Raw genomic sequence first — 20,418 nt, 5'->3', positions numbered from 1 at the left:
ACATGAGCACCCCTAGCGCCGAGCCGGTCCCGCTTCCCGCCAAACGGCGGGTGGCCCAGTTGGCGATGCTCGCATTCGCGGTCGCCATCGTGATGCTGGCGTACGCCAACGTGGGGTTGGCCCTCGACAACCAGATCCCATCGGGAATGCTCACCTACGGCCTCGGCCTGGGTGGTCTCATGCTCGCCGCCTACCTGGTCCTGGCGAAGTTCGCCCCCTGGGCCGATCCGCTGATCCTGCCGCTGGTGACGCTGGTCAACGGCATCGGGCTGGTGGTCATCTACCGCCTTGAGGCCTCCGGCATGCCGGGTGCCTCGGCCACCGGCCAGCTGCTGTGGACCGGCGTCGGGGTCGTCATGTTCTCCGTGACGCTGATCGTGCTGCGCGACCACCGCGCGCTGCAGCGTCTGACCTACACCATGGGCGCCCTCGGCCTCGCCCTGCTGATCTCACCGCTGCTGCCGTTCATCGGCCAGGAGATCAACGGCGCGCGCATCTGGATCGGCATCGCCGGTTTCACCCTCCAGCCCGCGGAGTTCACCAAGCTCGCCCTGGTCATCTTCTTCGCCGGCTATCTGGTCGCCAAGCGCGACGTGCTCGCCCTGGCCGGGCGGCGGCTGCTCTTCATCGACCTGCCCAGGGCCCGCGACCTGGGACCGGTCCTCATCACCTGGGGCCTCAGCCTGGGCGTGCTGATCCTGCAGAAGGACCTCGGCTCCTCGCTGCTGATCTTCGGCACGTTCATCGCGATGCTCTACATCGCCACCCAGCGCACCTCGTGGGTGCTCATCGGCATCCTGCTCTTCGTCGGCGGCGCGGTCCTGGCGGGGCTCATCTTCGACCATGTCGCGGCCCGCTTCGAGGTCTTCCTCGACCCGGAGAACCCGGAGCTGTACGACCGCACCTTCGGTGGCAGTTACCAACTCATGCAGGGCCTGTTCGCGATGGGGCAGGGCGGCGTTCTCGGCACCGGGCTCGGCCAGGGACATCCCAACCTGATCCCGCTCGCCTTCTCCGACTTCATCTTCACCGCCGCCGGCGAGGAGCTCGGCCTCACCGGGCTGATGGCCCTGCTGATGGTCTACGCCCTGCTGGTCGAGCGCGGTCTGCGCACCTCGATCGCGGCCCGTGAGCCGTTCTCCAAGCTGCTGGCCGGCGGCCTGTCGTTCATCCTCGCCTGGCAGGTCTTCATCATCGTGGGCGGCGTGACCAACCTGATCCCGCTGACCGGCCTGGTCACCCCGTTCATGTCCCAGGGCGGATCGGCGCTGCTGGCTAACTGGATCCTTATCGCGCTGCTGGTACGCATGTCGGATACGGCGAGGAAGCCTCCGCCCCAGGCCATCCAGGACGAAGGAATGACGCAGGTGTTCCAGCGATGAACGGTCCCCTCAAGCGCGCCGCCTTTGCCTGCCTGCTCATGTTCGGCCTGCTCATGATCAACGTGAACTACCTGCAGGCCGTACGGGCGGAGGATTTGCGCGACGACTCGCGCAACACGCGCAACTTCTTCGCACGGTACGAGGTCGAGCGCGGTCGCATCACCGCGGGCGACAAGATCCTCGCCGAGTCGATCGACACCGGCGACTCCGAGTTCCGCTTCCAGCGGCGCTATCCCGAGGGCAAGGTCTACGCGCCCATCACCGGCTTCTTCGCGCCGGAGAGCGAGCGCGACATGGAGCGGGCGGAGAACAGCCTGCTCGACGGGAGCAGCGCCGACCTGCTGATCCGGCGCAGCATCGACCTGTTCACCGCCAAGCAGACCAAGGGCGCCAACGTCGACCTGACGATCAACCCCAGGGCGCAGGAGGCCGCGTACAAGGCGCTGGGCGAGAGCGGCAAGAAGGGCGCGCTGGTCGCGATCGAGCCGAAGACCGGGGCGATCCTCGCCATGGTCTCGATCCCCACCTACGACCCAAACCTGCTGTCCAAGCCCAGCAAGGAAGACGTCAACAAGGCCTACAACAAGCTGGACAAGGACGAGGACAAACCGCTGGTCAACCGGGCCATCGAGCGCACCTACCCGCCCGGCTCGACCTTCAAGGTGGTCACCACCGCCGCATACCTGGAGAGCGACGACACGGTGGGGCCGGAGACCCAGGTGGACGCCCCGCAGCGTCTCGATCTGCCCGGCACCACCGCCGACCTGCCCAACTACGGCGGTGCGGCGTGCGGAGCCGGGGTGGTGACGCTCTCGTTCGCGCTGGAGAAGTCCTGCAACACCCCGTTCGGCAAGATCGCGATGGAGCTCGGCTACGACGCGCTGCGCGAGCAGGCGCTCAAGTTCGGCATCGGCGGCGACCCGATCGAGATCCCGCTGCCGGTCGCGGGCAGCGGCATCGGCCCCGAGGAGGACCAGGCGGCCCTCGCCCAGGCCTCGATCGGCCAGCGCAGCAACCAGATGACCCCGCTGCAGATGGCCATGATCGCCGCCGGCATCGCCAACAACGGCGTGGTCATGAAGCCGTACCTGGTGGACAAGATCGCGGACGCCGAGGGCGGCGAGATCGAGAGCGCCGACCCCGACGAGCTGGACACCGCGATGAGCGAGGACAGCGCGCGCAAGCTTCAGGAGATGATGGTCAACGTCGTCAACAAGGGCACGGCGAGCGCGGCGCAGATCCCGGGAGTGACGGTCGGCGGCAAGACCGGCACCGCCGAGACCGCGAGGGGCCGTGACCCGCACGCGTGGTTCATCTCCTTCGCCCCCGCCGAGGACCCCAAGGTCGCCGTCGCGCTGATCGTCGAGTCCGGGAGCGCCGGCAGCGACGCCTCCGGTGGTCAGACCGCCGCCCCGATCGCCAAGAGCGTGATGGAAGCGGTGCTGGGTAGATGACCGCGTTGCTCGGGGGCCGATACCGCCCGCTGGGGCGGATCGCGTCGGGCGGCATGGGTGAGGTGTGGCGGGCCGAGGACGAACTCCTCGGCCGTGAGGTCGCCGTGAAGCTGCTGCGTCCGCACGTGGCGGAGGATCCGGCCTTCCGCCTGCGGTTCCGCTCCGAGGCGCGCATCGCGGCCGGGCTGTCCGATCCCGGCATCGCGCAGGTCTTCGACTACGGCGAGGGTGAGGGTGTCGCCTACCTGGTGATGGAGCTGGTGCCGGGACAGTCCCTCGCCGGCATCCTGGCACGCGACGGCGCGCTGAGCCCGGAGATCACCCTCGACGTGGTCCGCCAGACCGCGATGGGCCTGCACGCCGCGCACCGCGCGGGGATCATCCACAGGGACATCAAGCCCGGGAACCTCCTGGTGACCGAGGCGGGCGTGATAAAGATCACAGACTTCGGCATCGCGCGAGCGCTGGAGGCCGTGCCGGTCACCCAGACCGGCATCCTGATGGGCACCGCGCAGTACGTCAGCCCCGAGCAGGCGTCGGGCGAGCCGCTCACGGCCGCCACCGACATCTACTCGCTCGGGGTGGTCGCCTACGAGTGCCTGGCCGGTCGGCCGCCGTTCCGCGCCGACACGCAGGTGGCGATCGCCCTCATGCACATCGGCGAGCCACCGCCGCCACTGCCGTCGAGCGTCCCTCCCGCGGTTCGCGAGCTGGTCATGGCGTGCCTGGCCAAGGACCCGCTGCGGCGCCCGGCCGGTGCCAGGGAGCTGTCGGAGCGGGCGGACATGCTGCTCGACGCGCTGACCTCCACCGGTTCCACCGGTCTCGGCATGCTCACCGACCCGGTGGGCTGGCGCGCGGAGCCCGCGAGCGAGTGGCCTCAGGAGGTCACCTCCGCCCTCGCCGTCCCTCCCCGGCCCGAGTCCGGCCCCGGGGCGGGTGCGGGAGCGGGTGCGGGTTCCGGCGCGGGAGCGGGTGCGGGTTCCGGGGCCGGTCAGGGCGGGGGTTCCGGTCCCGGGCCCGGTCACGGCGCCGGCACGAACGGGGCGGGCGCGAACGGGGCGGGCACCGCTCCGGTGCGCGGGCGCCGCGGCCTGCGCAGGAAGACGGTGATCGTCGCGGCGGTCGCGGGGTGTGCCGCCGCGGTCGGGCTGGGCGCCCTCGCGGTCCACGAGCTGACGAACCGGCCCGGTGACAACGAGCCGGGAGAGCCGGTCGTACGGTCGAGCCCTGCCACCAGGTCTCCGACGGCCAGACCGACGGAAACCAGGTCTCCGACGAGCAGACCGCCGCTCTCACCGACGAACTCGGCCCGCCCTTCGGTCACGCCGTCGGCTACGGTAAGCACATCGGCCACGCCCACCGTAAGGCCGAGTACGTCGCCACCGCCCAGCCCCAGCCCGACGCCCAGCCCGACACCCAGCCCGACGGTGACACCGAGCCCCACACCGAGCCCGACTCCTGAACCCGGTGACACAGAGCCACCGAACGAGGAGACGTGATGCGGGAACGGGTCGATGATGGACACCGGTGGCCCAAGAGCTCACCGGCACCCAAGATGAACGGTAAGGGACAGTGCAGGAAATGACTCAGCCCCGACGCCTCGGCGATCGCTACGAGCTTGACGGCGTCGTCGGGCGTGGCGGCATGGCCGAGGTCTATCGCGCCCGAGACATCCGGCTGGATCGGATCGTCGCCATCAAGACCCTCCGCGCGGACCTGGCCAGGGATCACATCTTCCAGGCGCGCTTCCGCCGGGAGGCGCAGTCGGCCGCGTCACTGAACCACCCGTCCATCGTCGCGGTCTACGACACCGGCGAGGACGTCTCCGAGGGCGCGCCGGTGCCCTACATCGTGATGGAGTACGTCGACGGCCGCACGCTGCGCGACCTGCTGCGGGCCGACCGGCGGCTGCTGCCCGAGCGCGCCGCCGAGCTGGTCGACGGGATCCTGCGGGCGCTGGACTACAGCCACCGCGGCGGCATCGTCCACCGCGACATCAAGCCCGCGAACATCATGATCACTCGCAACGGCGACGTGAAGGTGATGGACTTCGGCATCGCCCGCGCGATGGCCGACTCGGCCGCGACCATGACGCAGACCGCCCAGGTGATCGGGACCGCCCAGTACCTCTCACCGGAGCAGGCGAGGGGCGAGCGGGTCGACGCCCGCAGCGACCTCTACTCCACCGGCTGCGTGCTGTACGAGCTGCTGACCGGGCAGCCGCCGTTCACCGGTGACTCCCCGGTCGCGATCGCCTACCAGCACGTGCGCGAGGACCCGATCCCGCCGTCGCAGATCGACCCCGACATCCCGCCGTGGGCCGACGCCATCGTGCTCAAGGCGATGGCGAAGGACCCAGCGCACCGCTACCAGAGCGCCGGGGAGATGCGGGCCGACATCCAGCGGGCGATGTCCGGCATTCCGACGGACGCCCAGACGATGGCCCTGAGCGCCAACAACGAGTACGGCTCGGCCACCCGGACGATGATGCAGCCGCCCGGCCCCGGCGGCCCCGCCACCCAGCGCACCACCGCCGTCCCCCCGTACGAGTACGGCGAGGAGGGCGGCGGCGGGCGCACCGGCGGAGGCGGGGGCGGCCGACGCCGACAGCAGAGCGGCGGGAACACCGCGGTCAAGACCGCGGCGTGGATCATCGTCCCGCTGCTGATCATCGGTGCCTTCATCGGCGTCGGCGTCAAGTTCCTCAGCTCGCCCGGCGATCCCACCGCCTCGGCCAAGGTGACGATCCCGCAGCTGGTCTCGCAGACCGAGGAGGCGGCGACCAACAAGCTGACCGAGCTCGGCCTGAAGGTGAAGACGGTCGAGGAGTACGACGACGAGATCCCGAAGGGGTCGGTGATCGAGACCGATCCCGCGGCCGACGCCGAGGTCGAGAAGGACACCGAGGTGACGCTCAAGGTCTCCAAGGGCGTCGAGAAGGTCGAGGTGCCCTCCGTGCTCAACATGACCACGGAGGAGGCCAAGCAGGTCCTTGGGGATGCCGGTTTCAAGGTCAGCGTGCAGACGAAGGCCTCCAGCCGCAAGCAGGGAATCGTCTTCGAGACCGTGCCCGAGGCGGGCAAGAAGGCCAACAAGGGCAGCACCGTCCGGATCTACGTCCCCAAGGAGGCGATGGAGGTCCCGTCCGTGGTGAACCTCACGGTCGAGGACGCCACGAGAGCGCTCAAGGAGGCGGGCTTCAAGGCGAAGATCTCCGAGCAGCCGAGCGACCTGCCCAAGGGCACCGTGCTGAGCCAGTCTCCCGAGGCGGGCAGCAAGTATCAGCCGGGGACGACCATCACGCTGATCGTGTCGAGCGGGGCGCCGCCCCAGCCGACCGAGCAGCCGACCTTCCCCGACGAGCAGCCGACCGTTCCCGACGAGCAGCCGGATGAGACGCCCACGAATCCCGACGAGGGCACGATCTTCGACGAGGCGCCCAGTGACGAGTTCTGATCTGAGCACCTGACCGGATCATCCGATGGAGGCCCTCGCGACCGCGGGGGCCTTCGTCGTCTCCCGTCCTCCGACTCGGCGCGGTCTCCCGCTGAGAGGCACGCGAGCGGGAAATGTCCTGAAGGCGGGGGCCATGGGACGGGGAGGTCTGGAAAACAGGTGGGCCCTGAAACGGGGAAGAGCCCTTCCGCCACTCGGGGGCGATGGCGGAAGGGCTCTCACTGGTCAATCGTCCAGGATGGGTCCCGCGTTACAACAATCTTTCCAGCCAGTTTCCGAGCAGTTGACGACCGTGTTCCGAGATCACCGACTCGGGGTGGAACTGCACGCCCTCGACGGGGGCGGTACGGTGGCGCAAGCCCATGATCACACCGTCCTCGGTGGTCGCGGTGACCGTGAGGACCTCGGGAACCGTCTCTGGCAGGACCGCCAGCGAGTGGTAGCGCGTCATGGTCACCGGGGACGGCAGGCCGGCGAAGACACCCTGCCCGTCGTGCTCGATCGCGCTGGTGCGGCCGTGCACCAGTTCGGGGGCCCGCGCCACGGTCGCCCCGTGGGCGACGGCGATGGCCTGGTGTCCCAGGCAGACGCCGAGGAGCGGGATGCCCTGGGCCTCGCAGCGGCCGACGAGCGGGACGCTCACCCCGGCGTCCTCCGGGGTGCCGGGGCCGGGGCTGATCAGGACCCCGTCGAAGCCACGGGTGTCCTCGACCGTGACCCGGTCGCGCGGGCGCACGTCGCAGGTGGCACCGAGTTCGCGGAGATACTGAACGATGGTGTGGACGAAGCTGTCGTGGTTGTCGACGACGAGGACCCGGCTCATCGGCCCACGACGATCGAGGCGACGCGCTTCGTCGGGCCCTGGGCGGTCAGGAGGGTCCCGTTCAACGGCCCACACCGGTTCGTCGGGCCCTGGGCGGTGAGGAAGGTCCTGTTCAACGGTCCACGCCGGTTCGGCGGGCCGCGCCGGTTCGTCGGCCCGCGACGGCCGGTAGGACGCGGTTCATCGGCCCACGGTGGTCAGGTCGAGGGAGATGCGAGGTTCGATCCAGGGAAACACGACATACCAGAGTACGACGGCGACCAGCCCGACCAGCACCAGGGTGGCGAACACCCTGGTCACGAGGTTGCCGGGAAGCATCCGCCAGATCCAGCCGTACATGAGACCCGCCTTCTTTCCGATCTTGGTTACCCGGGCCGTACCGGGTGGTTCTCACGGCCTTCCAGCTCGCCGGAGACGATGAGGCGCTGGGCGGCCGAGTACTCCGGGTGGCAGGTGGACAGGGTGATCAGCGCTCTGTCCGGCTCGCGGCCCGGCTGGTCGGGGACCGGGGCGATCACGCCGATCTCGGAGGGGTCGACGACGCGCTTGCCGGTGACACGGTAGGTGTAGCGGGTCTCGCGGGTGTCGACCAGGATGAGATCGCCCCTGCGGAGCTCGTCGATGCGGTTGAAGGGAGCGGCGTAGGTGGTCCGATGGCCCGAAAGTACGAAATTACCGATTTTTCCTGGCATGGCGGTTCCTGGGTAGTGCCCGGGGCCCATCCTCAGCCGATCCTGGTCGACGCCCTCCACGATGGCGTACCGGTAGTCGTCACCGAGCCTGGGGATCGTCAGCATCGCCACCGCACCGCCCAGCCGGACCGGCCAGGCCGCCCTGTCCCGCCGCCCCCCTGCCTTCCCGCCCGGTGGGGCTTGCGCCAGGAGTTCCTCACGCAGCAGCGCCTGCTGCTCGGCTGTGTAGGAGCCGGTGCCCCACAGCAGGTAGGCGCAGAAGAGAAGGACGACCAGCCCCGCGGTGAGGCTGAGGTCGCCCAGAGCCCTCAGCGCTGCTCTCATGGGGGCAGGGTAGTGACGGGAAAGGCCGCCGCGGTGAGCCGGATCACGGGCCCGGCATAACATTTGCCACAGGATGGTGCCCTGTGGAATCGCCACGGCCCACCTGCGCCGACTATCCTTACACGGAACTTCACACGCTAGCGACCACGCTCACCGACACGGCCTGCGCACGATCCGGATCGCGCAGGGTTGACGCAGGAGAAGAACCCCAGTGCCCAAGCCCAAGACTCGTAAGAAGCCGGTCTACACCCCGCCGCAGACGTCACAGCAGATCAAGGTGAGCCCACGCTGGCTGGCGCCGGTCATGGTGACCTGCTGGATCGTCGGCATCCTGTGGATCGCCGCCTACTATGTGGCGCCCACCGCGCCCCTCCTCCGCGACCTCCAGAACTGGAATCTGCTGGTCGGGTTCGCGTTCATCATCTTCGGGGTGGTCCTGTCCACTCGGTGGCGCTAGCTTTTCCACAGGGATTGTCCACACCCTGGGGAAGCATCAGGGTGTGGAGATCAACCGAAGATCCCGAGCTCGGCCTGGACGGCGAACGGTGGCAGACCCAACACCATCGCGACCAGGACGACCAGCATCACCGCGCAACCTCCCCACTGGATCGCGCTGCGGTTTTTGGCGGGGGCGAAGGCGAAGATCACGGCGACCAGGGTGCCGACGATCAGACCGCCGAGATGCCCCTGCCAGCTGATGCCGGGGATCACGAAGGTGATCACGGCGTTCACGCCGATCAGCCAGAGCACGCCCTGGGCGTTGTAGCCGAGCCTCCTCGCGAGCACGAACAGCGCGCCGAACATGCCGTAGATCGCGCCCGAGGCGCCGACCGCGGCGATGCCGAACAGGTAGATCGCGACGGATCCGCCGAGCGCGGAGAGAAGATACAGCGTCAGGAACCTGGCCGACCCGAGGCGCCGCTCCAACTCGGGACCGATGACGTAGAGCGCCCACATGTTGAACAGGATGTGGGTCAGTGCCCAGCTTGAGCCACCCAGCGGCTGGTGCAGGAACGCACCGGTGATGAGGCGCCACCACTCGCCCTGATAACCGACCTCGTAGGCGTTCATCGTGAAGTTCGCGAGCACCCAGTTGGTGTTCACGGTCTCGACGGCGTACGCCAGGATGTTGACGATCAGCAGCGTCCAGGTGACCCGGGGGGTGGTGACCGCCCGGCCGCCGAAGACCGCCTGCGCCTGCCGCATGCCCCTGTTGCCCTCGTTCACGCACTCGGGGCACTGGAAGCCCACCGAGGCGTCGCGCATGCAGTCGGGGCAGATAGGACGTTCGCAGCGCTGGCAGCGAACGTAGGTCTCACGTTCCGGGTGCCGGTAGCAGGTGGGGACAACGGTGTTGGGCTCGTTGGACGGCTGGGTGGTCATGTGTGTGGCTGGCCCCTTCGAGCGTGCTGTTATCCACAGACTGCCAGCCTATTCACGATCCCGAGCGCCTGTGCACCCGTGAACGGCGACTGAGCCGCACCGGGCGAAGCCCAGGTCGAGGTGAGACGGTCTCGGACGAGCGAATCCGAGGGACGGGGCGGGGCCGAGGGAAGATGCGGGTCTGAAGGACAGGGCGGGTCCGAAGGACGGGGCGGGTCCGAAGGACGGGGCGGGTCCGAAGGATGGGGCGGAAAGAGCCGGGCGAAGACCGAAGCGAGGACCGAGGACCGAGGCTGCACGGGACCGGCGCGTCCGAGGGCGGGGCCAGCGGGGCCGGACGAGGGTGTGCGGGAACGCGAACGGCGGCCTCCGACGGAGGCCGCCGAGCATGAGATCAGCTCTGGACGCGCTCGATGGTCACCGACTCCAGGACCACGGGCTCCGTGGGACGGTCACGGGCGTCGGTGTCGGTCTTGGCGATGGCGTCGACGACGTCCTGGCCCTCGATCACCTCACCGAAGATGGTGTGCTTGCCGTTCAGGTGCGGCGTGGGCACGACCGTGATGAAGAACTGCGAGCCGTTGGTGCCGCGGCCGAACTGGACACCGGCGTTGGCCATGGCGAGCAGGTAGGGACGGTTGAAGTAGAGGTCCGGGTGGATCTCGTCGTCGAACTTGTAACCCGGGCCTCCGACGCCCTGACCCAGCGGGTCGCCGCCCTGGATCATGAATCCCGAGATGACCCGGTGGAAGATCGTGCCGTCGTACAGTTTGGCGGTGGACTTCTGGCCGGTCTCCGGGTGCACCCACTCGCGGGTGCCCTCGGCGAGCTCGACGAAGTTTCTCACGGTCTTGGGCGCGTGATCCGGGAAGAGCTGGACCTTCACGCTGCCGCGGTTGGTGTTGAGGTTCGCGATCAACTTCTCAGCCATGATCGGACTGCCCCCTTCAGGTCGTAGGCAATACCTGAGCAACGTATTGCTTTTGTGGCACTTTGACGATTTCGGCCGTGGCCGCATCCCCAAGCATCCTCCCACGGGCCGTCATGATTGAGCCGCCTTCGAGCGGGAAGGGGTGGCGACGGGGCCCCAACGAATGGGGAGGTTGTTGTGCCTCTAGCACTGTTTGGAAAGCGCCACATGAAGATCGTGGCACCGGAAAGGCGGCTGCGCCACGTGAAGGCTCAGGCCGTCCGAGCTGCGGATCGGGTCGGCCCAATGGCCAGTCATGCCCGTGACGCGGCAAGTCAGCACGCACATGACGTAGCCCTTCAGGCTCGCGATGTGGCCGGTCAAGCCCGTGAGATGGCCGGTCAGGCCCGTGAAGTGGCCGGTCAGGCCCGCGGCATGGCGAGTGAGAAGATCATCGTGGCACGTGGGTGGGCGGCACCGAGGCTTGACGCCGCCGCGCACTCGATCGAGGAGCAGCTCGCGCCGAAACTCAGCGCCGCGCTGTCCCAGGCCGCCGCGAGGATCGATCCCACTCCCGTGAAGTCCAGGAAAACACCGATGTTCCTGCTGTTCACGGGCATCGCGATCGCCGCGGCGGGCTACGTTCTGTACCGCAAGAACGCCGACCAGTGGGCGGACACTCTGAAGGAGAGCGCCTCCGACGCGTCCCAGTGGGTGGGTCAGAAGACGGAGGCGGTGGCCGGAAAGACCTCCGGCGCGGTGGACGACGCCGTGAAGAAGGCCGAGGAGGTCGGCGCCAAGGTCACCGACAAGGCTGCCGACATCAAGGCCGAACACGCGTCGCACACGTCGCAGACGCCGAAGAGAACCCCTTAGGGGACGGGGCGCGCCTCTCGGATGACCGGGCTCCCGCTCGGCCCCCGGACATGGCGCGCAACCGATCACGGCGTACGACGTCGGCAGAGAGTACGGCTCGCGCCGCGAAGGTGCGGGCCGTACTTTCGTGTGGCGGCCCGTCGGCCGTATTTCCGCGCGGTACCCCATTGATCGAACTTCCGGGTGGCGACCCGTTGACCGATCACCAAGCACTTGTTAGAACGTGTTCCCCGGCCCAAGGAGCACCGATGACGCTGTCGCCCCTCGACGACCATCCCGTACACCAGTCGTCCGAGGTGATGCGGCACGTCACGACGTCGGACCGCAATTTCTACGACCGGTACTACTTCAACTGCCACGCCGGATCCGACGAGCTGATGCTCATCGTCGGTCTCGGCCAGTATCCCAACCTCGGGGTCACCGACGCGTTCGCCTGCGTGCGCCACCGGAACCTGCACCGCGTGGTCAGGGCTTCCCGGGAGCTCGGCGACGACCGGATGGACACGAGGGTCGGCCCGTTCAGGGTCGAGGTGATCGAGGGACTGCGACGGCTGCGGGTGGTGCTCGACCCCACGGAGCACGGCCTGTCCTTCGACCTCACCTGGGAGGGCACCGTACCGGCCACGCTCGAACCCCGGCACTTCCTGCGCTGGCAGGAGCGCGTGGTGTTCGACTCCTCGCGGATGGCCCAGACCGGCCGGTGGACCGGGCACATCCTGATCGGCGACGAGCGTGTCGAGGTCACCCCCGACCGCTGGCAGGGCACCCGCGACCGCTCGTGGGGCATCCGCCCCGTCGGCGAGCCCGAACCTCCGGGCATCCAGGCGCGCAACGCGGGGACTTTCTACTGGCTCTACACGCCCGTCCGGTTCGACGACCACGCCATCCTCTGCATCATCCAGGAGGACGAGAAGGGCCGCCGAGTCCTGGAGGAGGCGGTGCGCGTGTGGGGGTTCGGGTCCGCGCGGGAGGGTGAGGAGGAGTATCTCGGCCGTCCCGAGTATCGCCCGACGTACGTGGACGGCACCCGGGAGGTGCGCGAGGCGACGATCTCCTTCTCCCCGCCGGGCGGGAAGCCCTTCGACCTGCACTGCGTCCCGATTCTCCCGGTGCACCTGATGGTGGGCACCGGATATGGCCTGGAATCGGATTGGAAGCACGGCATGTACCAGGGTTCCCACCCGGTGGTCCAGGGCGTCACCCACACGCTGCCCGAGGACGCCCAGAAGATGTGGGGCATGGTCGACGCGGTCGGCCGCTTCGAGTACGACGGCCGGATCGGCTACGGGTTGTACGAGTACTGGGCCCTGGGGCCGCACCCGTCCTTCCCCGAAGGTTGAACACCGCGTCCCCTTCGGGAGGTCTTCCATCGCGCGGAGTCCGTTCTTCCCGAGTCCGGGCACGAGCGATGGAAGACCTCCCGGAGGGTGAACCGCACCGTCCCCCGTACGGCGCGGACTCCCGGGCCGGTCCTGCGGTCGCTCGCGGTCGTTCCCGGTGACTCCGCGGTCCGGCGGTTCTGTAGCCCGGTGACTTCGTGACCCGGTGGCTCCGTGACCCGGTGGCTCCGTGACCCGGTGGCCACGGACCTGCCAGGCTTCCCGGATCGTCTCCGAGCAACCGGCTGCGAACCGGCCGGACCATTCCCGCACGGATGCCCCGGCCGGCTCGCAGGTCTTCACGGGGACGCCTCTCCGCTCGCACGGCGTCCCCGCGAGGTCACTTCTCCTCGGCCTTCATGACGCAGGTGACGGTGGGCACGTCGCCCTCCGAGGACTTCTGCGCCACCCTCACCTCGGTGACCGCGTCCCCGTCGGGGACGGGCACGGCCGTGGAGAGCGTGGCCGTCTCGCCGGACTCCGGTACCCCTGCGGGAACGGCGGGCACGGCCATGACCGTGACGTCCTCGGGCAGGGCGGAGGGCTCCGCGGCCGGCTTCACCGCCCTGAAGTCCTTGGTGATCGTGACGCGGCCGGCTTCGGCCTTCCTGGCCTCACCGGTCTCCCCGAGCGGCGGGGCGGGGACGGCGGGCACCGCGAGAGCGGCTCCGCCCTTCTCCAGTTCCTTGCGCTCGGCCTCGGTGAGCGTGCGCGTCGTCAGGCTTATCTTGCCGCCGCCCTCGCAGTCGACGAGCCGCGCGACACCATCCTTGGGCAGGGGCGCGGGGGTGGGGGTGTCGGCACTGGCGGCCCCGGTCAGCGTGGCCATCAGAGCCCCCGCGGTCACCACGGCGGCGGCGAGCATGCGAATACGCATGTGTTTGTTCTCCTTGTCAGACGGATCGATGTCAGGCGGATCGATGAACGAATCGGGAAGCGGACCGGCCCGCGGTTCCGGAGACCACAGCTTCCCGCCCGCTGCCTGAACCCAGGCTGAAGGCGCCGGAAGTCGTCTTCAGGTTGGCTTTAGCCGCGGTACGGCAGTCTGAGCGGCATGCGCGTGCTGCTGGTTGAGGACGAGAAACGCCTGGCCCATCTCCTGAAGGAAGGGCTGGCAGGCGAGGGGTTCGCCGTCGACGTCGCGTACGACGGGCGCGACGGCCTGTGGATGGCGACCGAGAACCCGTACGACGTGATCGTGCTCGACGTCATGCTGCCCCGGATGAACGGCTACGCCGTCTGCGCCAAGCTCCGCGACGCGGAGAACTGGACGCCGATCCTGATGCTGACCGCCAAGGACGGGGTGCACGACGAGGCCGAGGCCCTGGACACGGGCGCGGACGACTTCCTGTCCAAACCGTTCTCCTACGTGGTGCTGCTGGCCCGGCTGCGCGCGCTGGTGCGCAGGGGCGGCGGGGCGCGGCCGGTGTCCATCGTGGTCGGCGACCTGACCGTCGATCCGGCGGGGCTCCGCTGCCGCCGGGGCGACACGGAGATCTCCCTCACGCCCAAGGAGTTCGCGGTCCTGCACGGCCTGGCGCGCAGACAGGGCGAGGTCGTCTCCAAGAGCGAGCTGCTGGCCCAGGCGTGGGACTTCTCCTACGACGGTGACCCGAACATCATCGAGGTCTACGTCAGTGCGCTGCGCCGCAAGATCGACGCTCCGTTCGGCCGCTCGTCACTGGTGACCGTGCGCGGCGCCGGCTACCGGCTGGAGGCCTGAGATGGCATCACGTCTTTCCGTACGGCTCCGGGCGACCCTCGCGGCCACCGCGATCGTCGCGGTCGCGCTGGGAGTGGCGTCGGCGGTGCTCGTCGGCGTGCTGACGGGGAGCCTCACCCGCAGCGCCTCCGACGAGGCCACCCGCCGCGCCGCCGCGACCGCCGACGTCCTCGCCGGTGGCACGGTGATGCTCGACGTTCCGGCGATCGACGTCACGCGGGCCGCCGTTCCCGCGACGGCCGAGGCTCCGTCGGCCACCGTGGTGACCGTCACCGGAACGGCGGCCGGGGTCCTCCGGCATTCGGAGGCGACCCTTCTCGATCCCGACATCAAGATCTTCACGCACCCCGTATGGCCGGCTCCGGCGGTCGCGGGCCCATCGTCCGAGAGGAAGGGCACGACGTCACCCCCGGAGGTGGCCATCCGGGGCACGGCGGACGAGCCGTCACCCCATGCGGCGGCAGCGAAAGGTACATCGGACGCGGCGTCACCCCCGGAAGCGGCCGTGAAGGGCACCGCGTCACCCTCGGAAGCGGCGGCGAAAGGCATCCCGTCACCCTCGGAGGTGGCGGCGAAGGGCACCGCGTCGCCCTCTGAAGCGGCGGCGAAGGGCACCGCGAACAAGGTGTCATCCCCGGCGGTGGCGCTGCGGAGCGTGGCGGGCGCGCCGGCGTTCCAACTCGCCGAGCCGGCGCCATGGGCGTCCGGTGACTCCTTCGCCCTCGCCACGATGCCGGTGGACACCGCGAACGGAACGTTGTTCGTGCAGGCCAGGGCATCGATGGAGCCCACGATGGACGCCCTGAGGTCCCTGCGCGGCCTGCTGCTTCCCGGCATTCCCGCGCTGCTCCTGCTGGTCGCCGTCCTGACCTGGCTCACCGTCGGCCGGGCGTTGGCACCGGTCTCGGCCATCCGCGCCGAGGTGGCCGACATCACCGCGAACGACCTGCACCGGCGGGTCCCCGTACCGAGATCGCGCGACGAGATCGCCCGCCTCGCCGAGACCATGAACAGCACACTCGACCGGCTCGAACTGGCCGTCGGCCGGCACAAGCGCTTCGTCGCCGACGCGGCCCACGAGCTGCGCAGCCCGCTCGCCATCCTGCGGACCCGCCTGGAGCTGGCCCAGCCGGAACCGCTCGCGGCCGAGGCGCTGACCGACGTGGAGCGGATCCAGGCGCTCACCTCCGATCTCCTCCTGCTCGCCCGCCTGGACGCCGGTGAACCCGCCTGTCACGAGGAGGTGGATCTCGGCCAGGTGACCGCCGAGGAGGCGGCCAGGTCGAGGCCCAGGCCGGAGGTCAAGGTCACGCTGGAGGTGGCGGCCGACACCGTGGTCATGGGCTCCGCCGGCCAGCTGCGCCGCCTGGTGGCCAATCTGGTGGACAACGCGGTACGCCACGCGGGTTCCACGGTCACCGTCCGGCTGGCCGTGGACGGCGGCGAGGCGGTGCTCGACGTGCGCGACGACGGGCCGGGCATTCCCGCCGAGCACCACGAGGCGGTCTTCGACCGCTTCACCCGGCTGGACGAGGCCAGGGACAGGGACGCGGGCGGTGCGGGGCTCGGGCTCGCCATCGCGAGGGACATCGCGGTACGGCACGGCGGGAGTCTGCGCGTCGCGGGGAAAGATCGCGAAGCCTGGCTACAGGCCCGTTTTCCTGTGATATGAACCCCTCAGGTGATCTATCACGGCGCCCTTCACTCCCCAGGAGGCCCACCATGCCCGCCCCAACCCGTCGACTGATGATCTTCCGAGGTCTCGCGGGCGGCGCCGCCGCCGTGATCGCGTCGGCCGCCACATGGGTACGCCCCGCCCAGGCATCCTCGGAGACCCAGGAGTCCGAGGAGTCCGCCGGTCCCATCCTCGCCAGGACGAGCGGCATCCCCGTCGGCGGCGGCCGGATCATCAAGGGAACATGGGTGGTCACCCAGCCGGTGAAAGGCACCTTCCGCGCCTTCAGCGCGAAGTGCACGCACCAGGGCTGCACCGTCGCCACCATCCGCGGCGGGACCATCAACTGCCCCTGCCACGGCAGCAAATTCAGGATCGCCGACGGCTCGGTGGCCAGAGGCCCCGCCAAGCGGCCGCTGGCCCGCAGGAAGATCAAGGTCTCCAAGGGGATCATCAGGCTGAGCTGACCGCTCGGCTTCAGACGTGGCGGGCCGGACCGCGCGAGCGAGCCAAGCAGGCGAGCCGAACGGAGCCTGCCGAGCAGGCAGGACGGGTGGACCGGACGGGTGGACCGTGACCGGTGACCTCCCCGGACGTCGGCGAAGGTTTCACGTGAATCAATACGCTTCGCCCGGCGGCCAGGACGGTCTTGGCGGATCGCACCCGCTCCCGAGGGGCAGGAGACGTCACTCCCGGGGCGGGACATCCGATGACCGCCCGGCCACGGGGGAAGCGGAGGCCGCCGGGAGCTCCCGCTCGGTGAGAGGCATCCGATGTCCGCACGGCGACGGGAGACGCTTGGCTTCCGCACTCGCGACCGGACGGCCCGCCACGCGCACCCGGTGAACGTTTTCCGAAATATCTAATTGATATTGTCACATAACGCCACCGGGGAATATATGAATATTTACCCGGGAAAATCCATCCGAGATAACCCGTGAATCGCATGCGGATGTACAAGTCTCACTCTCCGGCAAGTAATGTCAAAGGGTTGATCGCGCCTGACGGCGGATAGACGTCACACCATGCGAGGCACAGTTCGACGTTCCCTGATCACCGGCACCGTCTTCGCCCTGGCCACAACCCTCCCCTTCGGTATCGCACCCGCCGTGGCCGACCCCACCCCCGACTCCCGGCACCTCCCACTCCCGGATCAATTCACGGTCCTCAGAACGGGCAGCAGGGGAATGGAGGTGCACAACGCGAAGAAAAGACTCAAGGATCTGGGATTTTCCCCGGGGAATCTCAGCCCTCTGTACGACTCCGCTCTGCGAATGACCGTATGGGCGTTCCAGAAGGCGAACGGATTGAAACCCGTCGACAGAATCGACCTGCCGACCTGGCAGGCTCTCCTGCGCCCTCGCCGGATCAGACCCCTGGTGACGTACGGGGAGCGGGAAAGGGCCGAGATCGATCTGCGGCGCCGGCTCCTCGTCGCGTGGAGAGACGGGAAACCCGTGCTGGTGACCCACATCTCCACCGGCGCCCGCAGGCCGTACTGCGAGAAGGGCCACTGCGGGTTCGCCTCGACCCCGATCGGCGACTACCGGGTGGGAGTGCGGGTCCCCGGCTGGTCCACGGGGATCCTCGGGGCGATGTTCTATCCCGTCTACTTCAACGGCGGCATCGCGATCCACGGTTCCACCCTCGTCCCCCGCTTCCCCGCGTCCCACGGGTGCGTCCGGGTCCCGCTGCACAACGCCCTCGACCTCTACCGGTTCCTTCAGCCGGGGACTCCGGTGTACGTCCGCCGCCCGGAGGCTCCCACCGGACGTGCGATGAGGGTTCGCGGGGAGCGGCGCCCGCGAATCCCGAAGGCACGACCTGTCGAGGCTCCGCACCGCTCGTCCAAGAAATCCTCGCATCCAGGGCTCTCCACCGGCCGGCGGACGGGAGGTGACACCGGTGGTCGCCGGTGAGCGTGCGGGCGCATCGGAGCGGGGAGGGCGTGGCCGGGTGGTGCGGGCGCCTGTGACAAGCCGTGCGGGCCTGGCCCGGCTCGCGGTGCGCCCCCACCTGCGCGCGGACGCCTGGCGACGAGCCGTGCGGGCGCCCCGCGCCGGTTCCGCCGCGAAAATCCCGGCCTGTACGCCGATCGAGCCGATCTCGGGGGCTTAGAACCGATGCCCCGAGGTGATGATGAGGATGTCGGCTGATCATTCCGAAGGGCGTGCATCGTGATACCAACCATGATCCTGTTCGGCCTGGTCTTCGGGCGCTGGTGGCGCGCCTCCCTCCTCGCCGCCGCCGTGTTCTGGCCCGTGGTGCTCCTGGCCGGCGACGCGATCGGGCTCGACGGGTCACTCATGACGGCGGCCGCGCTGGGAGTGCTCAACGTCTCCGCCGGGGTGGCGATCCACCAGAGCGTCCTGTGGATCGTGAGGAACACGATCACGCAGCGGCCGCGGGCGAAGAATCCCTGACGCACTTCCCGGCGTGGAGGGACGCTGTCGCGCATATTCGACGCGCCCTCCGGTGGCCGGACGAGAACGCCCCGGCGAGCCGACGGACCCACGGTCGAACACGTCCCCGACTCCCCGGCCACCTGGCGGCGTCCGGCGATCGACATCATCCACGGGCGTGTCTTCAGGACCTGATCCCCTCCAGGATCACCTCTTCGAGCACGATCGAGGTCATCGAGCGATCGCGCGTGTTGTACTGCCCTCCGGTGATGGCGACGACCAGGTCCAGCGCGGGCGCCACGTAGATCACCTGGCCGCCGTTGCCCGACCCTCCCTTCCACGTGTCGCCCGAATACCAGTGGTAGCCGTAGTGGAGGTCCTCGGCGATCCGCACGTGCGGGTGCAGGGCCGTCTTCAGCCAGGACGAGGGAACGACGTCGCCGCCCCCTTCGAGCACGAGCCGCCCGATCGCGAGAAGGTCGCGGGGGGTGAGCCGCAGCCCGGCGGCGGCCATCGCCGTCCCGTCCTCGCCGGACGACCACTCGAAGCGCGTGATCCCCAGCGGTTCGAACAGCCTGGTACGCGCGTAGTCCTCCAGCGCCCGTCCGGTGCCCTTCGCGATGAGCCGCGCCACCAGCGCGGAAGCGCCTCCGCAGTAGGACCACTTCGTGCCCGGCTCTTCCACGATCCGCTGCTCCAGGACGTAGCGGAAACGGTCGGGGGACAGCTCCATCGCGATCTCACTGTTCGCCGTGCTCGTGTAGGGGGCGCTCTCGTCCCACTCCAGGCCGAGCGTCATGGTGAGGGCGTGCTCGACCGTGAGCGCGGCGCGCCGGGGATCCTGCAGGAGGTCCGAGTATTCGGGGAAGTGCCGGAGCAGTGGCTCGCGCGGCTCCGGAACCTCGCCGTCGGCCAGGGCGATGCCGTACAGGAGTCCGACGACGCTCTTGGTGATCGAGCGAAGGTCGTGGAGCGTGTCGGGCGTGAAGCGCACCCGGCCGAGCGGCTCGTTCAGCTTGAAGTCCTCGCCCTCGCCGTAGTGCTCAAGGATCACCTGGCCGTGGCGGACGGCGACCACGCCGTGGAGGTCGGGCACCCGGCCCTGCTCCACGGCCAGGGCGAGCCGGTCGTTGAGTGTGTCGCTGCTCATGGTTCCGTTCTACGCCCTGCCACCGTGTCAGGATCAACCCCTCGTCGATCACGACGCGCGTGGAGAACCGGGGCCGTTCGCGCCCGCCGGCCGTGCCTTTCTCGCCTCGTTTCCGGCAGGCCCCCTGCGGGACCGCGGACCGCGACGGGACTTCGCCGGGCGAACGCGGTCGGCCGGGGCCCGGCGAGTGCGTCCGCTTGCGGATAATCCGGAACGGTACCGGTTGGCTATGGTGAGGAGCATGACCGCGATGGCACCCGCCCGTACCGAGCCGGATCTCTCCTTCCTGCTGGACCACGCCGGCCATGTCCTGCGGACCCGGATGGCTGCGGCGCTCGCCGAGATCGGGCTCACGGCACGGATGCACTGCGTGCTGGTCCACGCCCTGGAGGAGGAGCGCACGCAGATCCAGCTCGCCGAGCTCGGCGACATGGACAAGACCACGATGGTGGTCACGGTCGACGCCCTGGAGAAGGCGGGCCTCGCCGAGCGCCGCCCGTCGAGCACGGATCGGCGGGCCCGGATCATCGCGGTCACCGAGAAGGGCGCGCAGGTCGCGCGGCAGAGCCAGGAGATCGTCGACGGCGTGCACAGGGCGGCCCTGGCCGCGCTGCCGGGAGACGAGGGCGAGGTGCTCGTACGAGCCTTGAAGCGCCTGGTGGCCGGACATCTCGCCACCCCCGTGGAGGCACCGCAGGGAGTCCGGCGGGCACGGCAGCGCACAAAGTGAATCCATAGAGGATCGTCTACAACAAAACTATCTGCTACGGTCTCTCCTGTTCCCCT

Annotated in this window: 20 protein-coding genes; 13 read left to right on the top strand and 7 right to left on the bottom strand. The window is 69.2% G+C overall.

Features of this window, described 5'->3' with window-relative positions:
- Positions 1-2: 2 nt before the first annotated feature.
- From ABT352_RS02885 to pknB, 4 genes are all read left to right on the top strand, one after another.
- Positions 3-1,382 carry an FtsW/RodA/SpoVE family cell cycle protein gene (locus ABT352_RS02885; RefSeq protein WP_350942012.1) on the top strand — a complete coding sequence of 460 codons (1,380 nt, stop codon included), beginning with the start codon at positions 3-5 and terminating at the stop codon, positions 1,380-1,382.
- A complete protein-coding gene (locus tag ABT352_RS02880; RefSeq protein ID WP_350942011.1) occupies positions 1,379-2,836 on the top strand; it encodes a peptidoglycan D,D-transpeptidase FtsI family protein in 1,458 nt (485 codons plus the stop codon). The genes ABT352_RS02885 and ABT352_RS02880 overlap by 4 nt, the downstream gene beginning before the upstream one ends.
- Entirely contained in the window at positions 2,833-4,338 is a 1,506-nt protein-coding gene (locus ABT352_RS02875) for a serine/threonine-protein kinase (protein ID WP_350942010.1), read from the top strand. The genes ABT352_RS02880 and ABT352_RS02875 overlap by 4 nt, the downstream gene beginning before the upstream one ends.
- 82 nt (positions 4,339-4,420) lie before the next feature.
- Positions 4,421-6,295 carry a Stk1 family PASTA domain-containing Ser/Thr kinase gene (gene pknB / locus ABT352_RS02870; protein WP_350942008.1) on the top strand — a complete coding sequence of 625 codons (1,875 nt, stop codon included), beginning with the start codon at positions 4,421-4,423 and terminating at the stop codon, positions 6,293-6,295.
- Between the two features lie 250 nt (positions 6,296-6,545).
- On the opposite strand, the gene ABT352_RS02865 is transcribed toward pknB, so the two are convergent.
- From ABT352_RS02865 to ABT352_RS02855, 3 genes are all read right to left on the bottom strand, one after another.
- The gene (locus ABT352_RS02865; RefSeq protein ID WP_350942006.1) at positions 6,546-7,118 is read right to left on the bottom strand and encodes an anthranilate synthase component II; all 573 of its coding nucleotides are present in this window, start codon (positions 7,116-7,118) and stop codon (positions 6,546-6,548) included.
- 180 nt (positions 7,119-7,298) lie between these two features.
- Positions 7,299-7,457 (bottom strand): hypothetical protein, encoded by a 159-nt coding sequence (locus tag ABT352_RS02860; protein WP_350942005.1) that lies wholly within the window; start codon positions 7,455-7,457, stop codon positions 7,299-7,301.
- A gap of 26 nt (positions 7,458-7,483) precedes the next feature.
- The gene (locus ABT352_RS02855) at positions 7,484-8,134 is read right to left on the bottom strand and encodes a class E sortase (protein WP_350942004.1); all 651 of its coding nucleotides are present in this window, start codon (positions 8,132-8,134) and stop codon (positions 7,484-7,486) included.
- 211 nt (positions 8,135-8,345) lie between these two features.
- On the opposite strand from ABT352_RS02855, the gene ABT352_RS02850 reads away from it, so the two are divergent.
- Positions 8,346-8,591, top strand: a complete 246-nt coding sequence (locus ABT352_RS02850; protein WP_350942003.1) for a cell division protein CrgA — start codon at positions 8,346-8,348, stop codon at positions 8,589-8,591.
- Between the two features lie 50 nt (positions 8,592-8,641).
- Here ABT352_RS02850 and ABT352_RS02845 read toward each other — a convergent pair whose 3' ends face one another.
- Entirely contained in the window at positions 8,642-9,517 is an 876-nt protein-coding gene (locus ABT352_RS02845) for a rhomboid family intramembrane serine protease (RefSeq protein ID WP_350942002.1), read from the bottom strand.
- A gap of 394 nt (positions 9,518-9,911) precedes the next feature.
- A complete protein-coding gene (locus ABT352_RS02840; protein WP_350942001.1) occupies positions 9,912-10,448 on the bottom strand; it encodes a peptidylprolyl isomerase in 537 nt (178 codons plus the stop codon).
- Positions 10,449-10,655: 207 nt separating this feature from the next.
- Here ABT352_RS02840 and ABT352_RS02835 point away from each other — a divergent pair, with 207 nt between their 5' ends.
- Positions 10,656-11,303, top strand: coding sequence for a hypothetical protein (locus tag ABT352_RS02835; protein ID WP_350941999.1), 648 nt, complete (start codon positions 10,656-10,658; stop codon positions 11,301-11,303).
- A gap of 248 nt (positions 11,304-11,551) precedes the next feature.
- Positions 11,552-12,643, top strand: a complete 1,092-nt coding sequence (locus ABT352_RS02830) for an Rv3169 family protein (RefSeq protein WP_350941997.1) — start codon at positions 11,552-11,554, stop codon at positions 12,641-12,643.
- Between the two features lie 379 nt (positions 12,644-13,022).
- On the opposite strand, the gene ABT352_RS02825 is transcribed toward ABT352_RS02830, so the two are convergent.
- Complete coding sequence (locus tag ABT352_RS02825; RefSeq protein ID WP_350941996.1) at positions 13,023-13,559, bottom strand: hypothetical protein; 537 nt, start codon at positions 13,557-13,559, stop codon at positions 13,023-13,025.
- Between the two features lie 177 nt (positions 13,560-13,736).
- Between ABT352_RS02825 and ABT352_RS02820 the strand changes: the two genes are divergently transcribed.
- The 5 genes from ABT352_RS02820 to ABT352_RS02800 all read left to right on the top strand — a co-directional run bounded on the left by ABT352_RS02820 (position 13,737) and on the right by ABT352_RS02800 (position 18,503).
- Complete coding sequence (locus ABT352_RS02820) at positions 13,737-14,405, top strand: response regulator transcription factor (RefSeq protein WP_350941994.1); 669 nt, start codon at positions 13,737-13,739, stop codon at positions 14,403-14,405.
- Position 14,406: 1 nt separating this feature from the next.
- Entirely contained in the window at positions 14,407-16,077 is a 1,671-nt protein-coding gene (locus ABT352_RS02815) for a sensor histidine kinase (RefSeq protein WP_350941992.1), read from the top strand.
- Between the two features lie 50 nt (positions 16,078-16,127).
- Positions 16,128-16,547 (top strand): Rieske (2Fe-2S) protein, encoded by a 420-nt coding sequence (locus tag ABT352_RS02810; RefSeq protein ID WP_350941990.1) that lies wholly within the window; start codon positions 16,128-16,130, stop codon positions 16,545-16,547.
- A 558-nt stretch (positions 16,548-17,105) separates the two neighbouring features.
- On the top strand, positions 17,106-17,999 hold the full coding sequence (locus tag ABT352_RS02805; protein ID WP_350941989.1) for a L,D-transpeptidase family protein: 894 nt from the start codon (positions 17,106-17,108) through the stop codon (positions 17,997-17,999).
- A 258-nt stretch (positions 18,000-18,257) separates the two neighbouring features.
- Positions 18,258-18,503 carry a hypothetical protein gene (locus ABT352_RS02800; protein ID WP_350941987.1) on the top strand — a complete coding sequence of 82 codons (246 nt, stop codon included), beginning with the start codon at positions 18,258-18,260 and terminating at the stop codon, positions 18,501-18,503.
- A gap of 163 nt (positions 18,504-18,666) precedes the next feature.
- Here the strand turns inward: ABT352_RS02800 and ABT352_RS02795 are convergent, their stop codons facing one another.
- Positions 18,667-19,632, bottom strand: coding sequence for a serine hydrolase domain-containing protein (locus ABT352_RS02795; protein WP_350941985.1), 966 nt, complete (start codon positions 19,630-19,632; stop codon positions 18,667-18,669).
- 241 nt (positions 19,633-19,873) lie between these two features.
- Here ABT352_RS02795 and ABT352_RS02790 point away from each other — a divergent pair, with 241 nt between their 5' ends.
- Positions 19,874-20,362, top strand: a complete 489-nt coding sequence (locus ABT352_RS02790) for a MarR family winged helix-turn-helix transcriptional regulator (protein ID WP_350941984.1) — start codon at positions 19,874-19,876, stop codon at positions 20,360-20,362.
- The last annotated feature ends 56 nt before the right edge of the window (positions 20,363-20,418 follow it).

This window comes from Streptosporangium sp. NPDC000563 (assembly GCF_040299985.1).
Taxonomy (GTDB): Bacteria; Actinomycetota; Actinomycetes; order Streptosporangiales; family Streptosporangiaceae; genus Streptosporangium.
The sequence above is the reverse complement of the archived record's forward strand: the minus strand, read 5'-3'. Positions and strand labels throughout refer to the sequence as shown.